Genomic DNA, 16917 nt, shown 5'->3' with positions numbered 1-16917 from the left:
TATTTTAATATTTACAATTTTTATAAATATATATATTTTTTTTAGTTTTATTCTTCTCTCATTTTATCGGCAAATTTTTGTATTTCACCAAACCAAACTAGTTCAACTGTTCCAGTTTCTCCATGTCTGTTTTTAGCTACAATAACTTCACCGATATTTTTTCTTTCTGTATCTGGATTATAATATTCGTCCCTATATAAAAACATTACTATATCGGCATCCTGTTCTATAGAACCTGATTCTCTCAAGTCTGAAAGCATCGGTCTATGATCTGCCCTTTGTTCTGGGGCTCTTGATAACTGAGATAATGCAACAACTGGACAATCCAATTCTTTAGCTAATATTTTCAACGATCTAGATATCTTAGCAATTTCTTGTTGTCTACTTTCGTTATGGCCTTCACCTTCCATAAGCTGTAAGTAGTCTATCAATACTAAATCTAATCCCTTTTCTATTTTCAACTTTCTACATTTTGATCTTAATTCAGATATTTTTATACCTGGTGTATCATCTATATGAATTTTCGCTCCCGATAATACTGCCATACCATCTGTTATTCTCGGCCAATCATTGGCAGCTAGTGTTCCGGTCTTGATTTTCTTTAATTCTACACTAGATTGAGCTGCTACCATACGTTGAACAAGCTGTTCCTTCGACATCTCGAGACTAAATACTGCAACTGATGCATCACCTTTTAAGGCTGCATTTTGTACTAAGTTAAGTGCAAATGCTGTTTTACCCATAGCAGGACGTGCCGCTATTAGTAACAAATCCGATCTTTGAAGACCATTTATTTTTTTATTTAAATCTCTAAATCCCGTAGTTAATCCTGTAACATCGCTTTTTTCTTCATATAATTTTTCTAGCATAGAAAGAGTTTCTGTTAAAACTTGATTTATCGGCTGAAAATCATTAGTTGTTCTCTCTTGAGATATATCAAAAATCTTTTTCTCTGCATTTTCTAAAACGTCTTCAACTTTTGTAGAGCTATCATAACCTAAATTTATAATATCATTTGCTGCTGATATTAATTGTCTAGATATAGATTTTTCTTTTACTATATTTATATAGTATTTTATATTAGATGTTGTAGGAACAATCGTCGATAAGCTTGTTATATATGCTATTCCTCCTATATCATCTAAATACCCCTGATCTCTTAGTTCATCTGCTAATGTTATTAAGTCAATTTCAGATTGATTGTTATAAAGTTTCAGCATACATTCATAAATTACTCTATGTGCTTCTTTATAAAAATCTTCTGGTATTAATGTTTCTGAAACACTTATCATAGCATCTTTGTCTAGTAATATAGATCCTAATACGGACTGTTCTGCTTCCACACTATGTGGAGGAATTCTTGTATTATCCTCCATTATTTATCACCTCAAGTTCAGGTTTATTTTTCTTTAATGTCTACTCTTATTTTTGTAACAACTTTTTGATGAATTTTTATTTCAACGAATCTAGAACCTAATACTCTTATTGGTTCATTTAAAAGTACTTTTCTTTTATCTACTGTTATACCTTTTTGTTTTTTAAGTTGTTCAGCTATTTCTTTTGCAGTTATAGAACCGAATAATCTTCCGCCTTCTCCTGCTTTTGAATATATTTCTATATTCATTTCTTTCATTTTATCGCCTAATTCAACAGCTTCTTCATACTCTTTTTGAGCTTTTATTTCTGCTGATTTATTTTGTTCTTTTAATTCTTTAACAGCTTGGTTATCTGCTAATTTTGCCATTTTTTTAGGTAGTAAGAAGTTTCTTGCATAACCATCACTTACTTCTTTAACCTCACCTTTTTTTCCTGTGCCTTTAACGTCTTTTAATAATATTACTTTCATTGATTTTCCTCCTCTAAATATTCTTCTATTATCTGATGCACCTTTTTATAAGCTTGATTTAGTGTTACATTTTTAAGTTGAGCACCAGCTATATCTATATGTCCGCCGCCTCCTAGCTTTTCCATGAGTACGTGAACGTTGATTTGTCCTAATGACCTTGCACTTATAAATACTGTGTCATTTTTGTGTCCTAGGATAAAAGAAGCTTCAACATTTTTAATATTTAAAAGTTCATCAGCTGCCTTAGCTATGACCACATTTATATTGCTTATTTCTGATTCAGAATAAGCTATACAAATTCTTTTATTTATTATTTTAGTATTTTTTATAATATCAGCTCTAGCAATAAAATCTTCTACATTTGATTTAAATAACATCTTAGTTTCAACAGTATCTGCACCGATTTTTTTCAAGTATGATGCAGCTTCAAAAGTTCTTACACCTGTCTTAAATGCAAAGAATTTTGTATCTAAGTTAATTCCTGCAAGCAAGCCTTCTGCTGTTAATTTATTTATCTTAACATCTTCTTCTAAATACTGAATAAGTTCTGTTACCATTTCACATGTAGATGATACATATATTTCATGGAATAATAAAACTGTATCTTTTATAAATTCCACACCTCTTCTATGATGGTCTATTACTATTACCTTTTTAGCAATATTTAATAATTCTTGGCATTCTGTATAGCTTGGCCTATGAGTATCCACAACAATTACAACTGTATCTTTGTTGCAGTTTTTTATGGCTTCCTCACATGTTATAAATAGACCTTTGTAATATTCCTGTTTCTTTACTCTCTTAACGAATTCTTCTATAGAATCGTTAACTTGGTCTAATACTATATTGGCTGATTTACCACAAGATTTACATATGTCAAATATACCTACAGCTGCACCCATCGCATCTAAATCTGGATATTTATGTCCCATAATGTATATATTATTACTTTGTGAGATTACTTCTTTAAGTGCATATCCTATTAATCTAGATTTAACTTTTGTAGTTTTTTCTACTGCTTTTGACTTTCCACCATAAAACTCGAATTTGTCTTGAGTTTTAACAACAGCTTGGTCTCCACCTCTACCTAACGCTAAATCTAATGCACCATTTGCACGTTGCAAATCTTTATATAAAGAATCACCTTCTCTACCAACTCCTATACTTATAGTAACTGGAAGAGTATTCTCACAGTTTATATTTCTTATAGTATCCAATATAGCGAATTTATTTTCTTGTAGTTTTTTTAATTCTTTTTCTCTAGTGAAAAAGACATATTTATCTTTAGATGTTTTTTTGATTGCCCCTTTAAGTTCATTTTCAAAAACAGATGTAAAGATACGTTCCAATTCAACTGTTATTAAAGATCTCTTTTCTTCTGGAGCACTTTTTAAAACTTCATCATATTCATCAACTTGAATTAACATAATTACATTTTTATCATCTTCATATTGTTGTTTTAGTTGTAAATATTCAGTTTTATCCATCCAATATAACATCATTAGATATTTTGCATTGTCATTTTGTTCATTTTTTATAACATTATAAACAACAGTATACTGTCTATCTTTATATTCAACATCAGTATACATTTCTTTATTCTCATTTAAAACTTTTCTTAAATCTAAGTTTGGTATTATATTATCTATATTTTCACCTAATAAATCTGGTGAACCTGTCATTTCATAAAACTTATTGTTATACCAATTTATATTCCCGTCGAATTCTAATATACAAAGAGGAATTGGTAAATTCATTATAGCTTTTTTTGTTGTTTCATCCATATCTAACGACAAATTCTGAATATATTTATTCCATTCCTTTTTTCTAAAATTAGCGATTCTCCAGTTGTGAAAGACTATATATATGAATCCAAAGAAAAATAAGCCTCCTAAGTATAAATTGTAAGCAAGAAGCAGTATACTCATTATCCCTATTATCAATATATAAGCATTTATTTCTGGCATATTTATTTTAAAATTTGGCTTATTCCTCATATTTATCCTCCTATATTAATTCACAACTTTTTACTTTTCTAAAATCGAATATACTATCTACCATTCCTAATATAGAAATTCCCATAATTCCTACTATACTTACAGCTATTATTCCTAATATGAATTTTATTACATGACCTGCTTTAAGCCATTTTTTTGTGAAGAATATAGCCACAGATACTCCTTGTATAAGGAATAATATATAGAATATTAATTCTAAGTTTACTAATATTAAATCTGTATATAATGGGATATTTAATATTTCAATTAACATTATAAGTATATATAAAACAAACGAAGTTAATACAGCATTTCCCGGTAAATAAAATCGAGAAAACTTAATTCCTTTTAGAGTTTCTTTTATATTATTTTTTCTTATTTTCTTTAAGGTGAATATAGCTAAGAAATATGTAAGTATAGCTAATATTATAGCCCTAGAAAATAGTATTAATGGCATAATATTTAACACTGTTTGTATTATTGACTCCTCTGTAATGTTTGGCATTGAAGCCAGATTTGATACAGATTCTTGTATTACACTAATTTGTGTTGATAATTGTGCTTTCATAACAGAAGTGAATTCTTCTAACATATTAATATTAAATAAGTATTTTGATACTAAATAATTTGCAATTAATCCAAGTATAAATGCAATAGTCCCCATAAAAATAGGGTTATATTTATTATCTTCCTTATAGTTTAATATGTTTCTAGTAATTATACCTATTATTATCCCTGGTATAACAAAATTTAGACAAATATCAAAAATATATACCGGGTCAATAAAGAAAATTAGCCCCAAAATTACCATAGCAAAAGATATGAAAATACCTTTAGTGTCTGATAATGCAGCAATTACCACAAACAATGAAGAAACACTAATTGTTAATATACTCAATGCTGGTATATTAACCGCAACTAATATCATTATTATAGTAAATAATGTTATTACTATCGTCTGAGGTAATGTTATTTTTTTATTCAATTTATAATCACTCCCTGTTTTCAATATGATTTTTTAAATTGGTTAAATCTCCATACCATTTTTCTATACTGTGATCTTCTTTTATCCCTAATGAAGTTTTTTCTTTTATTTTATAGTCTATTTCATTAAAACTTATTCCTAGTCTTTTTGCTAAAAGATAAGTTATCATTATAATATTTGCTAATATATCTTGAAGTCCCTCATCCGCTGATCTTACACCTTTGAATAAAACATTAAATAATTCACTAACACTCATTAATAGCTCGTTTTTCATCCATTCTATTAATTTCATGTTTTTTGTAATATCAGTATTCCTATCAATCCTCACAACTTTACCCTCCTTTATATTATTTAACCTTAAAAATAAATTATATAAGTATTTTTAGTAATTAATTATTGTATTTATAATAATTCAATAAACAATATGTAATTACATTCTTATCTTTGCAATTTATTTTTATAATAATCGCAAAATTTAATTTTGAGTATAAATATAAAGTTTTTGTGAATTTGCAACTATCAAATATATAAACATATTATAACACATATATTATTATATCATTTAAAAAATGGTTCTTTAAATGATGTTTTTTCTAGTCGAATTATACTACTTAACAGCAATATTGTATCTTATTTTTGTGAAGTAGTTATTAAAAAAGCCTTCCTTGATATTTCAATGGAAGGCTTACTTTTATTAGTCTAAAGTGTATGGTAAAAGTGCTAAGTTTCTAGCTCTTTTTATTGCCACTGTTAATTCTCTTTGATGTTTTGCACAAGTACCTGATATTCTTCTTGGTAATATTTTACCTCTCTCAGTGATGTACTTTTGTAATCTTTGAGTGTTTTTGTAATCTATTCTAGCGTCTTTTGATGCGCAGAATTGACAAACTCTTCTCTTTTTACGTCTTTTTTTGTTTATCATCTGTGTTATTCCTCCTTTTCCTTAAAATGGTATATCATCGTCATCTATAGCTTGAAAACCATTAGGATCTAATCCTTGAGTTGGCTCAAAGCTTGGTTCAAAACCTGCTTGTGACCCTTGATGACTTTCAACATATGGATTTTCCGATTTTCCTCTATTGCTATCTAAAGCTTGTACGCTTCTTGAACTTACTTTAGTGAAAGTTCTGTTTTCTCCTGATTGAGTTTGATATCTATCTACTCTAAGATTTCCTTGAACTGCAACTAATCTACCTTTTGATATATAGTTTGCGCAGAACTCAGCTGACTTACCTATAACTTCTACAGGTATGAAATCTGTTTCTTTTGTTCCGTCTTTCTTAGTGTATTCTCTATCAATTGCAAGAGTAAATGTAGCAACAGGTGTTCCAGTACCAGGTATATATCTTAGTTCTGGATCCTTTGTTAATCTTCCAATTAAAACTACATGGTTCATAATGCGACCTCCTTATAAATCTATTGGACTAAGCATTAATTATGCAACCACGATCATATGTCTTATTACGTTTTCGTTTATCTTTAAGTTTCTGTCTAATTCTTTTGGAACTTCAACACCAGACTTAAAGTTAACTAATACATAGAAACCTTCTGAGAATTTAGCTATTTGGTAAGCTAATTTCTTATTTCCCCATGTATCAACTTTTTCTACTTCACCATTTGAAGAAATAACGTCTTTTATTTTGTTTAAAACACTTTCTTTTGTTTCATCATCAGAATTTGGTTTTACAACATAAACTAATTCATAATTTTTCATTCTTTTTCACCTCCCTTTGGACTTAACGGCTCTACTTCTTAGAGCAGAGAAATGAGAATTAAATCTCATACTTGTCTATTTTATCACCATTAGATAAATATATCAAGATTTTTTTGTAGTTACTCACTTTTTCTTACAATTCTATTTTTAATCATTTTTTGTATATTTATACTAATATTTTATTCACTTTTTGGAATTACTTTTTTCGTTCTTTTTTCTAGTGTTGGTCTATCTAGCATGATAAGCCTTCCACAATTTTTACATTTTATTTTAATATCCATTCCAACTCTAATTATTTCAAATTCTTTACAACCGCAAGCATGTTGTTTTTTTAGTTCAACAGTATCTCCTATATTAAGACTTAATGGCATATGATATTCCCCCTCTTAATTAATTTCTTCTACTTGTTTTTTTCCATCTTGCTTATATATTTTGTATATTCCTTTGTATTCAATTTGATTTTGATTAATAATTTCTTTTATATTATCTATATTTTCTATTGCAAATGCTATAGACATACCACAACTTTGAGTGATTTCTCTTGGTGTAGGTAAAACTGTATAATCCATTTCATTTTTACCAAAAAGCTTATCACATTTTATAGCTTGATGTGTAGAATTAAATGATATTATATACATTTCATTCATAGTGCTTTAGTTGCTAAAATTCCTTTATTTTAGCATACTCCTTTCTTGATTAATTTTTCATAATCATATTATCATATATTTTTTTATTTTTCACTCAATATTCTGAATTATATTCGTATCTTATATAAATTACAAAAACTAGACTCAATGAGTCTAGCTTTTTTGTTTATTATTATATTATTTCTAAATCTTTAAATATAGTTATACCCTTTTGGTAACATTCTAATTCTTTTTCTTTTGATATTCCTGAGTATAATTGACCTAGTTCTATATATAAGTTTCCTAAGATTTTCTCTTCGTCTAATTTAGAAACTATTTCTATACATTTTATAAGGTATTCTATAGATATATCAGTTTCTCCTTTGTATTTATATATATCACAATAGTATTTTAAAGCTTTATATTCATCATATTTACTTTTATTTTTTATTGCTGCTGCTAGTGCCAATTTAGAATATTTCTTAGCCATTTCAAAATCGTCTGCATCTATATACGATTGGATAATGTTATATAAACTATTCATCATATATTCATCTGTATCATTTTTCTTTATGTCATATACTTTCTCTGAATACTCTAAGAATTTTTCATTATCTCCCATCTCTGCATAAATACTTCCGACTGTTAAGTATATTTGAGCTAACTTATCTTTATTTTCTTCTTTTTCTATTATTTTTAAAGCCTTAGCAAAATAATCTTTTGATTTTACATATTCTCCTTCAGCTAATAGTTTTTTAGCTTTTAAAACTAATAGTTCTATTTCTTGTTCTGGCGAATAATCATTATCTATATTACCTATCTTTTCAATAAATTCTAGTGATTTTTCACTATCATTTAGTTTCATATAACATTTAGATATTTTGCTGTATAGTTCTTTGTATGTATCTGGATCATCTATATTAATTTCTTCTAATATATCTTTAGCAAAATAATAATTTGTTAAAGATACTTGATAGAATTCTTCATCAAAGTATATATTTGCTATATTCATATAGCATTGGAATATTCTCTTTTTATCATCATTTTTTATAAAATAGAATAATGCTTTCTCAAAGTAAAAGTTTGCTGTTGCACCATCTTTTCTTTTTAGATAGATATCTCCTAATAAATAATTACATTTACCATAATTCTCAGAAAGGCCATACTCTTCACATATTTCAATGATTTCGTGTATTTCTTTTTCAGCTTCATCTAACGCATCTCTTTTTATATATATTTCGCTTTGTAAAATCAAATTGTCAGTAATTTTTTTAGATTGCATTTCTTTTGTCTCCAATAGATAATCTATACTGACATCTAGTCGTTCAGATAAGTATTCTAAAAGTTCATAACTTGTATGGGATTTATCCCTTTCTATATGACTTATTTGTGCAGCTGTTATTCTGTCCCCTGCCAATTCCTTTAATGTCATATTTTTTTCTTTTCTGAGCTTTTTTATCTTTTCCCCCAAACTCAATATGTTCATATATCTCACCCACTTTAACATTATTTATTATTACTAATTATAATATAATTATAACTTATACTTACATTAATTACATCACCCTTGATTACATTTTTTTCTAAAAATTCTATTTTTTTAATTAGAAACAGTAATTCACTATATTTTAATCTATATTTTTATTAATTAAAATATAATTATATATATTAATTAAGTATTCTATCTTATAAAATATCCACTTTCCTCGCTATATTATAATTATGTTCATAATAAAAATGTAATTTTTATTTTCCTTTTAAAGGAACTCTTCTTATTTTATCACTATATCCCTATTTTAAAAAATATATATTTACATAATTTTTATAATTTATTCCTCTAAAAGTCTATCTATTATATCATTTAAATCTTCATCTGTATAATATTCTATCTCTATTTTTCCTTTTTTCTTACCAGAAGATATATTAACTTTAGTCCCTAAAGTATTCATTAATCTTTCTTCTATATCTTTAATGAATATATCTTTTTCTTTTAATTTATTTTTAATTTTTTTATCTTCTACTATATTTTTTACTATCTCTTCTGTCTTTCTTACTGATAGATTTTCATTTATTATTCTTTGTGCTAATTCAATCTGTTTCATTTCGTCACTAACCCTTAGTAACGCCTTTCCATGCCCTGGAGAAATTTTATTTAATTCTATGTATTTTTTAACTTCTTCAGACAAGTTCAATAATCTCATTGTATTAGTTATATATGGTCTACTTTTACCTACTAATTCTGCTATTTCTTCTTGTGTAGAATGATATTCTTCTATTAAATTTTTATATGCTTTTCCTTCTTCTATTATATTTAAATTTTCTCTTTGAAGATTTTCAACTAAGGCAATTTCCATTACTTCTTTAATAGGTATATTTTTTATTATTGCAGGTATTTCTTGTTTTTTTGCCATAATACTTGCTCTATATCTTCTTTCTCCAGCAATAATCATATATCTACCATCTTCGTCTTTTCTCAACACAATCGGTTGAAGTACGCCATATTTTTTTATAGATTCACATAATGCGATTATTTTATCTTCATCAAAATGTATTCTAGGTTGAGTATTATTTGGATATATATCAGATATTTTTACATTTACAATTTGAGTTTGATTTTCATCAGTTAATAAATTTGAGTTTTGATTTAATTCTTGTTCTAACATTAAATTATATCCTCCTATAATTTTTAAGTAATTTAGATTATAAATTGTCTTTGTTTAAAAAAAAATTACTGCTATGCAGTAATTCTATTTTTTCGGGATTTTAACGACTACTTCCATATAATCTCCCTTATCTATTTCATTATATTTAGCTTCTATGCCGGTATTTAGTATAGCATCATAAGCCTGTTTTAATGTGTTAAGATATATCCTTATGCTCATTGAGCATTTAATATTTTGTTTTTTTTCTGTGTCTTCTTTTGCTTCTATATTATCCAAAATATCTTTTACAAGCTTTTCTGTCTTTTTAACAGTCAATTCATTTTTAATTATTTTTGATACAACTTGACTCATTAATTCCTCGTTAGGTAATTTAAGTAACGCACGTGCGTGTCTTTCTGTAAGTCCGTTTTGGACTAATGATTCTTTTATAGATTCTGGCAATTTCAATATTCTCAACTTATTAGCAATTGTAGATTGATTTTTACCTAGTTTTTCAGCTAATTGTTGTTGAGTGAAATTATGCTCTTTTATTAAATTCTCATAGCCCAAAGCCTCTTCTATAAAATTTAAATCTTCTCTTTGCAGATTTTCCAATAATGCTAATACGGCTGATGTTTCATCAGATACTTCATGTACTATAGCAGGTATTGTTTTTAAGTTAGCCAGCTTTGCAGCTCTAAGTCTTCTCTCTCCTGCAACCAATTCAAACTTTTCATTTTTCTTTCTTACAGTAATCGGTTGTAATACTCCATAACTTTCAATTGAATTTTTTAACTCTTCTAATGACTTTTCAGAAAATACTCTTCTTGGTTGATATGGATTTGGGACTATTTCTTCTATCGGTATTTGTATAACTATTTTCTCTTCCATAACATACCTCTTTCATTTATAACTATTTTTTAGATTTAAACTGATTCCATTGTTATGATTTGATTAAACAATCTCCGTCTCTATTTATCAACTTTCTTTAAGAATATTATTCTTCATTTTATGTTGTAATCCTTTATATTTTTGGTCTTCAAAGCATTATATATTATTTTATAGGATTTTTAGTAACTTTTCCTGCTTTTCTAGGATACTTACTTGGTGTATTTTTAACTTTTTTAAATACTAATATATTATGATCTAAATCTATTTCTGGTAGTTTTATATCTATTTTTTCGATATATTCTAAACCTAATACTTCCATAGCTTTTTTAGATTCTTCTAATTCTAAATTAGCATTTGGTCCTTTTAGACAAACAAAGTATCCGCCTACTTTTACAAATGGAACACAAAACTCCATAAGTGCAGGTAATCCAGCTACAGCTCTAGCTGTTGCTATATCAAAACATTCTCTATATTCTTCACTTTTACCGAAATCTTCAGCTCTTCCATGAATAAATTCTATATCATCTATATCTAATTGATTTGCTACTTCTTGTAAGAAGTTAATTCTTTTATTTAAAGAATCAAGTAATGTTACTTTTAATTCTGGTAAACAGATTCTTAGAGGCATTCCTGGGAATCCTGCTCCTGTTCCAACATCAATTAAAGACATTCCATTTTTTATATAACCTTTTGTAACAGCAGATACAGAATCTAAGAAATGTTTTATGAAAACTTCCTTTTCATCTTCTATTCCTGTTAGGTTCATTTTTTGATTCCATTCAACTAATATCTCTTTATACTTTTGGAAATCAGCTAGCATTTTATCGCTAGCCTCTATTCCAAAGTCTTCTATACCTTGTCTTAGTATTTCTATATTACTCATTATTTCCACCTCTTGTTCTTCTCATTTGTTCAAGATAGATAAGTAATACAGATATATCAGCAGGAGAAACTCCTGATATTCTAGATGCTTGACCTATTGATAATGGTTTTATATCATTAAGTTTTTGTCTTGCTTCTATTCTAAGACCTTCTATTGTTGAATAATCTATATCTTCTGGTAGTTTTTTCTTTTCTAATTTTTTAAATTGATCTATTTGTTTTAATTGTTTATCTATATATCCTTCATACTTAGACATTATCACACATTGTTCTTTTACATCATAAGGAACTTCTTCTGATGCACCTTTACCTATTTGTTCTAATAAGTCATAAGTTACTTCTGGTCTTTTTAAGAAGTCATATAAAGATAAACCTACTTTTATTTCTGATGCACCTTTTTGTGCTAATAATTCGTTTACTTCTTTTGGTGTAACTCTTTCAGTTTTTAATCTTTCTAATTCAGCTTCTACTAATGCTTTTTTAGCTAAGAATCTATCATATCTTTCTTGGCTTGCAAGACCTATTTCATATCCTTTTTCAGTAAGTCTCATATCAGCATTATCTTGTCTTAAGTAAAGTCTATATTCTGCTCTTGATGTCATCATTCTATAAGGTTCATTAGTTCCTTTAGTTATTAAGTCGTCTATTAGAACACCTATATATGCTTCTGATCTATCTAATATAAATGGTTCTTTTCCTTGTATTTTTCTTGCTGCATTTATACCAGCCATAAGTCCTTGAGCTGCTGCTTCTTCATATCCTGATGTACCATTAAATTGTCCTGCACTGAATAAGTTTTCTGTAACTTTTATTTCTAGTGAAGCTTTTAATTGTGTTGGATTTAAGCAATCATATTCTATTGCATATGCAGGTCTCATTATTTTACAGTTTTCAAGACCTTTCATACTTCTATACATTTGAAGTTGTACTTCATATGGTAAACTTGTAGATATACCTTGAATATACATTTCTTTTGTATCTAAACCTTCTGGCTCGATAAATGTTTGATGTGATTCTTTATCGTTGAATCTAACAACTTTATCTTCTATTGATGGACAGTATCTTGGCCCTGTACTGTTTATTTTTCCACTATACATAGCTGATCTGTTTATGTTGTCCATTATAACTTTATGTGTATCTAAGTTAGTTCTTGCTAAGTAACAAGATACTTGGTCTATTTTTAAATCATCACTCATAAATGAGAATGGAGTTACTTTTTCATCACCTTCTTGAGGTACCATTTCTGAGAAATCTATACTATCTCTGTGGATTCTTGCTGGTGTACCAGTTTTGAATCTTCTCATATCTAATCCTAAATCAACTAATTTATCAGTTAATCTTTCTGCATAACCTAATCCATTAGGTCCTTCGTTTAATGTTACTTCACCTATATAAATTAATGAATTTAAGTAAACTCCAGTTGCTAATATAACTGCTTTAGAATGATATTTACATCCCATTCTAGTTATAACACCTTTTATTACGTTTCCGTCATTAATTAAATCAACAACCTCATCCATTACTATTTCTAGATTTGGTTCATTTTCTAGAGTTTTTTTCATTTCTGTATGATATTTAAATTTATCTGCTTGTGCTCTTAGTGAGTGTACTGCCGGTCCTTTTGCAGTATTTAACATTCTACTTTGTATAAAAGTTTTATCTATGTTAATTCCCATTTCTCCACCTAGGGCATCTACTTCTTTAACTAATTGTCCTTTTCCTGTTCCACCTATTGATGGGTTACAAGGCATCATTCCTATTGAATCTAGTGTTAATGTAACCATTAATGTTTTACATCCCATTCTAGCTGAAGCTAATGCAGCTTCACATCCTGCATGTCCTGCACCAACTACGATTACATCATAATTTCCTGCATCAAATGTTATCATTATTGCTCCTTTCTAAAAATGTTCCACGGGGAACATTTCTATTTCACATAGTTTATTACACATCTATAAATTATAAACTTATAGTATTTAAAATCAACAAGATATAAATATATTTTTTAGATTTGTTTTCCTGTCTATAAATAATTTATATCTTGTTCTAAAATATTAGTTGTTATTTTCCTATACAGAAGTTGCTGAAGATTGTATCTAGTAAATCTTCTTGTACTGTATCTCCATTTATATATCCTAAGTAGTCCCAAATATTTTTAAAATCTACTTCTATGAAATCATATGGTAATCTTTGATCTATTCCAGCTATAGCATCATTTATTGAGTTATAAGCTTTAAATAATGCATCTTTATGTCTTGAGTTTGTTATAACAACACTTGAAGAACTCTTAACATCTCCGGCAAATACCATCGCCTCTATTTTATCATGTATTTTCTCAATTCCTTCATTTTTAAGTGCTGAAATTTTTATTATATTCTCTTTTCCTACAATTTCTTCAATTAAAGTTTGGTCTATAGCTTGTTCTAAGTCTATTTTATTTAATAATACTATTGTCTTTTTACTTCTCGCATTTTCTAGTATTTCTAAATCTTCATCAGTTAATGGTTTTGATGAATCTAAAACTATTATAACTAAATCTGCTGAATCTATAGATTCTTTAGATTTTTGAACACCTATTTTTTCAACTATATCTTCTGTTTCTCTTATACCTGCAGTATCTACTATTTTTAGTGGAATACCTTTGATGTTTACGAACTCTTCTATAACATCTCTTGTAGTCCCTGCTATTTCTGTTACGATAGCTCTATTTTCTCCTAAGATAGAGTTTAATAATGATGATTTACCTACGTTTGGTTTACCGATTATTACTGTTTTTAGTCCATCTCTAAGAATTTTACCGCTCTCAGCTGAATCATATAACTTTTTAATTTCATCTCTTAATGCTAAAGATTTGTCTTCTATTTCTTTATAAGTAACATCTTCTACATCTTCATCAGAGAAATCTATAGAAACTTCTAATTGTGCCAGAACTTCTGTAACATTATTTCTAAGACTTCTTATTTTTTTAGCTAAAGCTCCTTCTAAGTGATTTTGAGCAACTTCTTGTGCTTTATCTGTTTTTGATTTTATTACATCTATAACAGCTTCAGCTTGAGATAAATCTATTCTTCCGTTTAAGAATGCTCTCTTTGTAAATTCACCAGCTTCTGCTAATCTAACATCTTTAGTTAATATTAGTTCTAATATTTTTTTAACTGAAATAAATCCACCGTGGCAATTTATTTCTATTACGTCTTCACCTGTGTATGAGTTAGGTCCTTTCATATAAGCTACTAAAACTTCATCTATTCTTTTTTCTCCATCAAATATATTTCCATATATTAATGTTCTAAGATTATATTCACTTATTTTTTTACCCGATACTGATTTAAATATTTCTTCTGCAACTGGTAATGAGTTGCTTCCGCTTATTCTTATTATTCCTATACCACCTTCACCTGGGGCAGTGGCAATAGCTGCTATTGTATCATCTATAAACAAAATTATCACCTCTTAAATTTCTAATTATATTTTCTATTTAAATTTTACAATCTCTATTTTAACATTTTTAACTCAAACTCAATTGAATATTATATCAACACTTATTAACATTTTATACCTAATTTAAAAATTCTATAAATATCTAGTAAAAATATTTTAAAAAATACTACTTAAAAAGAAAACCCCCTATATCTTAGGAGGTTTTCAAATTATCTTTTATACTCTATTACTAATCTTCTATATGGATCTGTTCCTTCACTGTAAGTAATTACATACTTATCATTTTGAAGTGCTGAGTGAACTATTCTTCTCTCATATGGATTCATATAGTCTAATTTTTTAGTTTTTTTAGTTTTAGCTACTTCTCTAGCTACTTTGTTAGCATATCTAATTAAAGATTGTTCTCTTTTTTCTCTGTAGTTTTCTATATCTACTAGTACTCTACAGTGAGAATCTTTATTTATTTTATTAAGAGCTAAACCAGTTAAGAATTGAACAGCATCTAAAGTTTCACCACGTCTACCTATTAGACATGTTGCTTCTTTTCCTTTGATATTAATTTTTATTAAATTATCTTCTTGAGTAGCTATTACATCAGCATTTACTTTTGCATTATGTAACATTGTTTCTATAAACTCTTTTGCTATATCAATTTCTTTTATTTCTATTTGTTTTTCAATTAAAGTTATTTTATAAAGTCCATCTTTAGCTCCTATAAAACCTAAGAATCCTTTACTTGGTTCTTCAATAACTTCAACTTTTATATCTTCGATATCTTCTTTATCTACATTTAATTGCTCAATTGCTTTTTGTATTGCTTCTTCTTGTGACTTACTTCTTAGTTCCAGACTTTTTTGATTGTCTGTTTGATTGTTCTTTTTTGTTTGATTTTCTATCGCTTGATTTTTCATCTTTAACTACTTCCTCCTCAGAGTTAGCCATCTTAGCTTTTAAAGGACTTGTTACTAAATAGTATTGTGCTATTGAGAATATATTACTCATTGTCCAATAAAGTGCAAGACCCGCTTCATACGTATATCCCCACCAGAAAGACATAGCTGTCATTACTATCGTCATCGATTTCATCATTTGAGCTTGAGACTCATCAGTTGTTGCCATAGATTTTTGCATGAAGTAAGCACTTATACCAGATAGTATACCTAAACTTAAGTTATGCGTTTGTGATACACTTGAAATCCATAAGAATCCGTGGTTAGCAGCATGATATGCCGCTTCATTAGGAAACACCCCATGTGAAACAGGATTTCTTAATAGTGCAAATAACCCCATTAATATTGGTAATTGTATAAACATCGGCAAGCATCCTGCCATAGGATTTATTTTTGCATCCTTGTAAAGCTTCATTATTTCTTCTTGTTGTTTTTCTGGCTTATTCTTATATTTTTCTTGAATTTCCTTCATTTTAGGTTGAATATCTTGCATTGCCTTAGTTGACTTGATTTGTTTTACCATTAAAGGCAGAAGACATAATCTAACTAATATAGTGAATATGATTATTGACCAAGCATAGTCATTAACTATATTTACTATAAAGCTAAGTATAATACCTAAAAAATTCCCTATTGCGTCTAACAATTCGTATACCTCCCGAAATATTATTTTAGAGGATCATAGCCCCCTGGATGGAATGGGTGGCATTTTAGTATTCTCTTTATTGTGAGAAACATGCCCTTTATCACTCCATATTTTTTAAATGCTTCTATTGCATATTGAGAGCATGTTGGATAAAATCTACAAGTAGGTCCTTTCAATGGAGATATATATTTTTGATAAAATCTTATTAAGTAAATACATACTTTCGATAAATAAACGTTTATTTCCTTCAATTTATAAACTATTTTATTCAACAAATTTGAACCTCCATAATTTAGA

General features: G+C 27.9%; 19 protein-coding genes. All 19 read right to left on the bottom strand.

Going from position 1 to position 16917, the window contains the following annotated elements; genetic code table 11:
• Positions 1–47: 47 nt before the first annotated feature.
• Positions 48–1376, bottom strand: a complete 1329-nt coding sequence (gene dnaB / locus RDX53_RS07495; protein ID WP_195929907.1) for a replicative DNA helicase — start codon at positions 1374–1376, stop codon at positions 48–50.
• A 23-nt stretch (positions 1377–1399) separates the two neighbouring features.
• Positions 1400–1846, bottom strand: coding sequence for a 50S ribosomal protein L9 (gene rplI, locus RDX53_RS07490; RefSeq protein WP_195929908.1), 447 nt, complete (start codon positions 1844–1846; stop codon positions 1400–1402).
• Positions 1843–3843: a DHH family phosphoesterase gene (locus tag RDX53_RS07485; RefSeq protein ID WP_195929909.1), complete on the bottom strand. Its 2001-nt coding sequence runs from the start codon at positions 3841–3843 to the stop codon at positions 1843–1845. The genes rplI and RDX53_RS07485 overlap by 4 nt, the downstream gene beginning before the upstream one ends.
• A gap of 10 nt (positions 3844–3853) precedes the next feature.
• Positions 3854–4828, bottom strand: a complete 975-nt coding sequence (locus RDX53_RS07480; RefSeq protein ID WP_195929910.1) for a DUF2232 domain-containing protein — start codon at positions 4826–4828, stop codon at positions 3854–3856.
• Positions 4829–4835: 7 nt separating this feature from the next.
• A complete protein-coding gene (locus tag RDX53_RS07475; protein WP_195929911.1) occupies positions 4836–5156 on the bottom strand; it encodes a MazG-like family protein in 321 nt (106 codons plus the stop codon).
• A gap of 366 nt (positions 5157–5522) precedes the next feature.
• Positions 5523–5750: a 30S ribosomal protein S18 gene (gene rpsR, locus RDX53_RS07470; protein WP_007285221.1), complete on the bottom strand. Its 228-nt coding sequence runs from the start codon at positions 5748–5750 to the stop codon at positions 5523–5525.
• A 21-nt stretch (positions 5751–5771) separates the two neighbouring features.
• The gene (gene ssb, locus RDX53_RS07465) at positions 5772–6224 is read right to left on the bottom strand and encodes a single-stranded DNA-binding protein (RefSeq protein ID WP_195929912.1); all 453 of its coding nucleotides are present in this window, start codon (positions 6222–6224) and stop codon (positions 5772–5774) included.
• A gap of 39 nt (positions 6225–6263) precedes the next feature.
• A complete protein-coding gene (gene rpsF / locus RDX53_RS07460; protein WP_195929913.1) occupies positions 6264–6542 on the bottom strand; it encodes a 30S ribosomal protein S6 in 279 nt (92 codons plus the stop codon).
• Positions 6543–6721: 179 nt separating this feature from the next.
• Positions 6722–6913 (bottom strand): DUF951 domain-containing protein, encoded by a 192-nt coding sequence (locus tag RDX53_RS07455; protein ID WP_295573015.1) that lies wholly within the window; start codon positions 6911–6913, stop codon positions 6722–6724.
• A gap of 15 nt (positions 6914–6928) precedes the next feature.
• Positions 6929–7189, bottom strand: coding sequence for a DUF3343 domain-containing protein (locus tag RDX53_RS07450; protein ID WP_295573011.1), 261 nt, complete (start codon positions 7187–7189; stop codon positions 6929–6931).
• A gap of 172 nt (positions 7190–7361) precedes the next feature.
• Positions 7362–8654, bottom strand: a complete 1293-nt coding sequence (locus RDX53_RS07445) for a helix-turn-helix domain-containing protein (protein ID WP_295573009.1) — start codon at positions 8652–8654, stop codon at positions 7362–7364.
• Between the two features lie 343 nt (positions 8655–8997).
• Positions 8998–9831 carry a ParB/RepB/Spo0J family partition protein gene (locus tag RDX53_RS07440; RefSeq protein WP_307993912.1) on the bottom strand — a complete coding sequence of 278 codons (834 nt, stop codon included), beginning with the start codon at positions 9829–9831 and terminating at the stop codon, positions 8998–9000.
• An 84-nt stretch (positions 9832–9915) separates the two neighbouring features.
• Positions 9916–10701, bottom strand: a complete 786-nt coding sequence (noc, locus tag RDX53_RS07435) for a nucleoid occlusion protein (protein ID WP_295573005.1) — start codon at positions 10699–10701, stop codon at positions 9916–9918.
• A 163-nt stretch (positions 10702–10864) separates the two neighbouring features.
• Complete coding sequence (rsmG, locus tag RDX53_RS07430) at positions 10865–11584, bottom strand: 16S rRNA (guanine(527)-N(7))-methyltransferase RsmG (protein ID WP_295778364.1); 720 nt, start codon at positions 11582–11584, stop codon at positions 10865–10867.
• Entirely contained in the window at positions 11577–13472 is a 1896-nt protein-coding gene (gene mnmG / locus RDX53_RS07425) for a tRNA uridine-5-carboxymethylaminomethyl(34) synthesis enzyme MnmG (protein ID WP_207743831.1), read from the bottom strand. Before mnmG ends, rsmG begins: the two co-directional genes overlap by 8 nt.
• A 172-nt stretch (positions 13473–13644) precedes the next feature.
• On the bottom strand, positions 13645–15024 hold the full coding sequence (gene mnmE, locus RDX53_RS07420) for a tRNA uridine-5-carboxymethylaminomethyl(34) synthesis GTPase MnmE (protein WP_307993911.1): 1380 nt from the start codon (positions 15022–15024) through the stop codon (positions 13645–13647).
• A gap of 209 nt (positions 15025–15233) precedes the next feature.
• Positions 15234–15935 (bottom strand): RNA-binding cell elongation regulator Jag/EloR, encoded by a 702-nt coding sequence (gene jag, locus RDX53_RS07415; protein WP_195930062.1) that lies wholly within the window; start codon positions 15933–15935, stop codon positions 15234–15236.
• A complete protein-coding gene (locus tag RDX53_RS07410) occupies positions 15856–16620 on the bottom strand; it encodes a YidC/Oxa1 family membrane protein insertase (protein ID WP_307993910.1) in 765 nt (254 codons plus the stop codon). Before RDX53_RS07410 ends, jag begins: the two co-directional genes overlap by 80 nt.
• Positions 16621–16640: 20 nt before the next feature.
• A complete protein-coding gene (gene yidD / locus RDX53_RS07405) occupies positions 16641–16892 on the bottom strand; it encodes a membrane protein insertion efficiency factor YidD (protein WP_007285208.1) in 252 nt (83 codons plus the stop codon).
• Positions 16893–16917: the final 25 nt, after the last annotated feature.

This window comes from uncultured Intestinibacter sp. (genome assembly GCF_902468165.1).
GTDB lineage: Bacteria > Bacillota > Clostridia > Peptostreptococcales > Peptostreptococcaceae > Intestinibacter.
This window is presented reverse-complemented; position numbering and strand designations above follow the sequence as displayed.

Bases quoted from the DNA above. Each gene is read 5' to 3' on its own strand.
- dnaB (WP_195929907.1), bottom strand. From the start codon at position 1,376: ATGGAGGATAATACAAGAATTCCTCCACATAGTGTGGAAGCAGAACAG.
- rplI (WP_195929908.1), bottom strand. From the start codon at position 1,846: ATGAAAGTAATATTATTAAAAGACGTTAAAGGCACAGGAAAAAAAGGT.
- RDX53_RS07485 (WP_195929909.1), bottom strand. From the start codon at position 3,843: ATGAGGAATAAGCCAAATTTTAAAATAAATATGCCAGAAATAAATGCT.
- rpsR (WP_007285221.1), bottom strand. From the start codon at position 5,750: ATGATAAACAAAAAAAGACGTAAAAAGAGAAGAGTTTGTCAATTCTGC.
- ssb (WP_195929912.1), bottom strand. From the start codon at position 6,224: ATGAACCATGTAGTTTTAATTGGAAGATTAACAAAGGATCCAGAACTA.
- rpsF (WP_195929913.1), bottom strand. From the start codon at position 6,542: ATGAAAAATTATGAATTAGTTTATGTTGTAAAACCAAATTCTGATGAT.
- RDX53_RS07455 (WP_295573015.1), bottom strand. From the start codon at position 6,913: ATGCCATTAAGTCTTAATATAGGAGATACTGTTGAACTAAAAAAACAA.
- RDX53_RS07450 (WP_295573011.1), bottom strand. From the start codon at position 7,189: ATGAATGAAATGTATATAATATCATTTAATTCTACACATCAAGCTATA.
- RDX53_RS07445 (WP_295573009.1), bottom strand. From the start codon at position 8,654: ATGAACATATTGAGTTTGGGGGAAAAGATAAAAAAGCTCAGAAAAGAA.
- RDX53_RS07440 (WP_307993912.1), bottom strand. From the start codon at position 9,831: ATGTTAGAACAAGAATTAAATCAAAACTCAAATTTATTAACTGATGAA.
- noc (WP_295573005.1), bottom strand. From the start codon at position 10,701: ATGGAAGAGAAAATAGTTATACAAATACCGATAGAAGAAATAGTCCCA.
- rsmG (WP_295778364.1), bottom strand. From the start codon at position 11,584: ATGAGTAATATAGAAATACTAAGACAAGGTATAGAAGACTTTGGAATA.
- mnmG (WP_207743831.1), bottom strand. From the start codon at position 13,472: ATGATAACATTTGATGCAGGAAATTATGATGTAATCGTAGTTGGTGCA.
- jag (WP_195930062.1), bottom strand. From the start codon at position 15,935: ATGAAAAATCAAGCGATAGAAAATCAAACAAAAAAGAACAATCAAACA.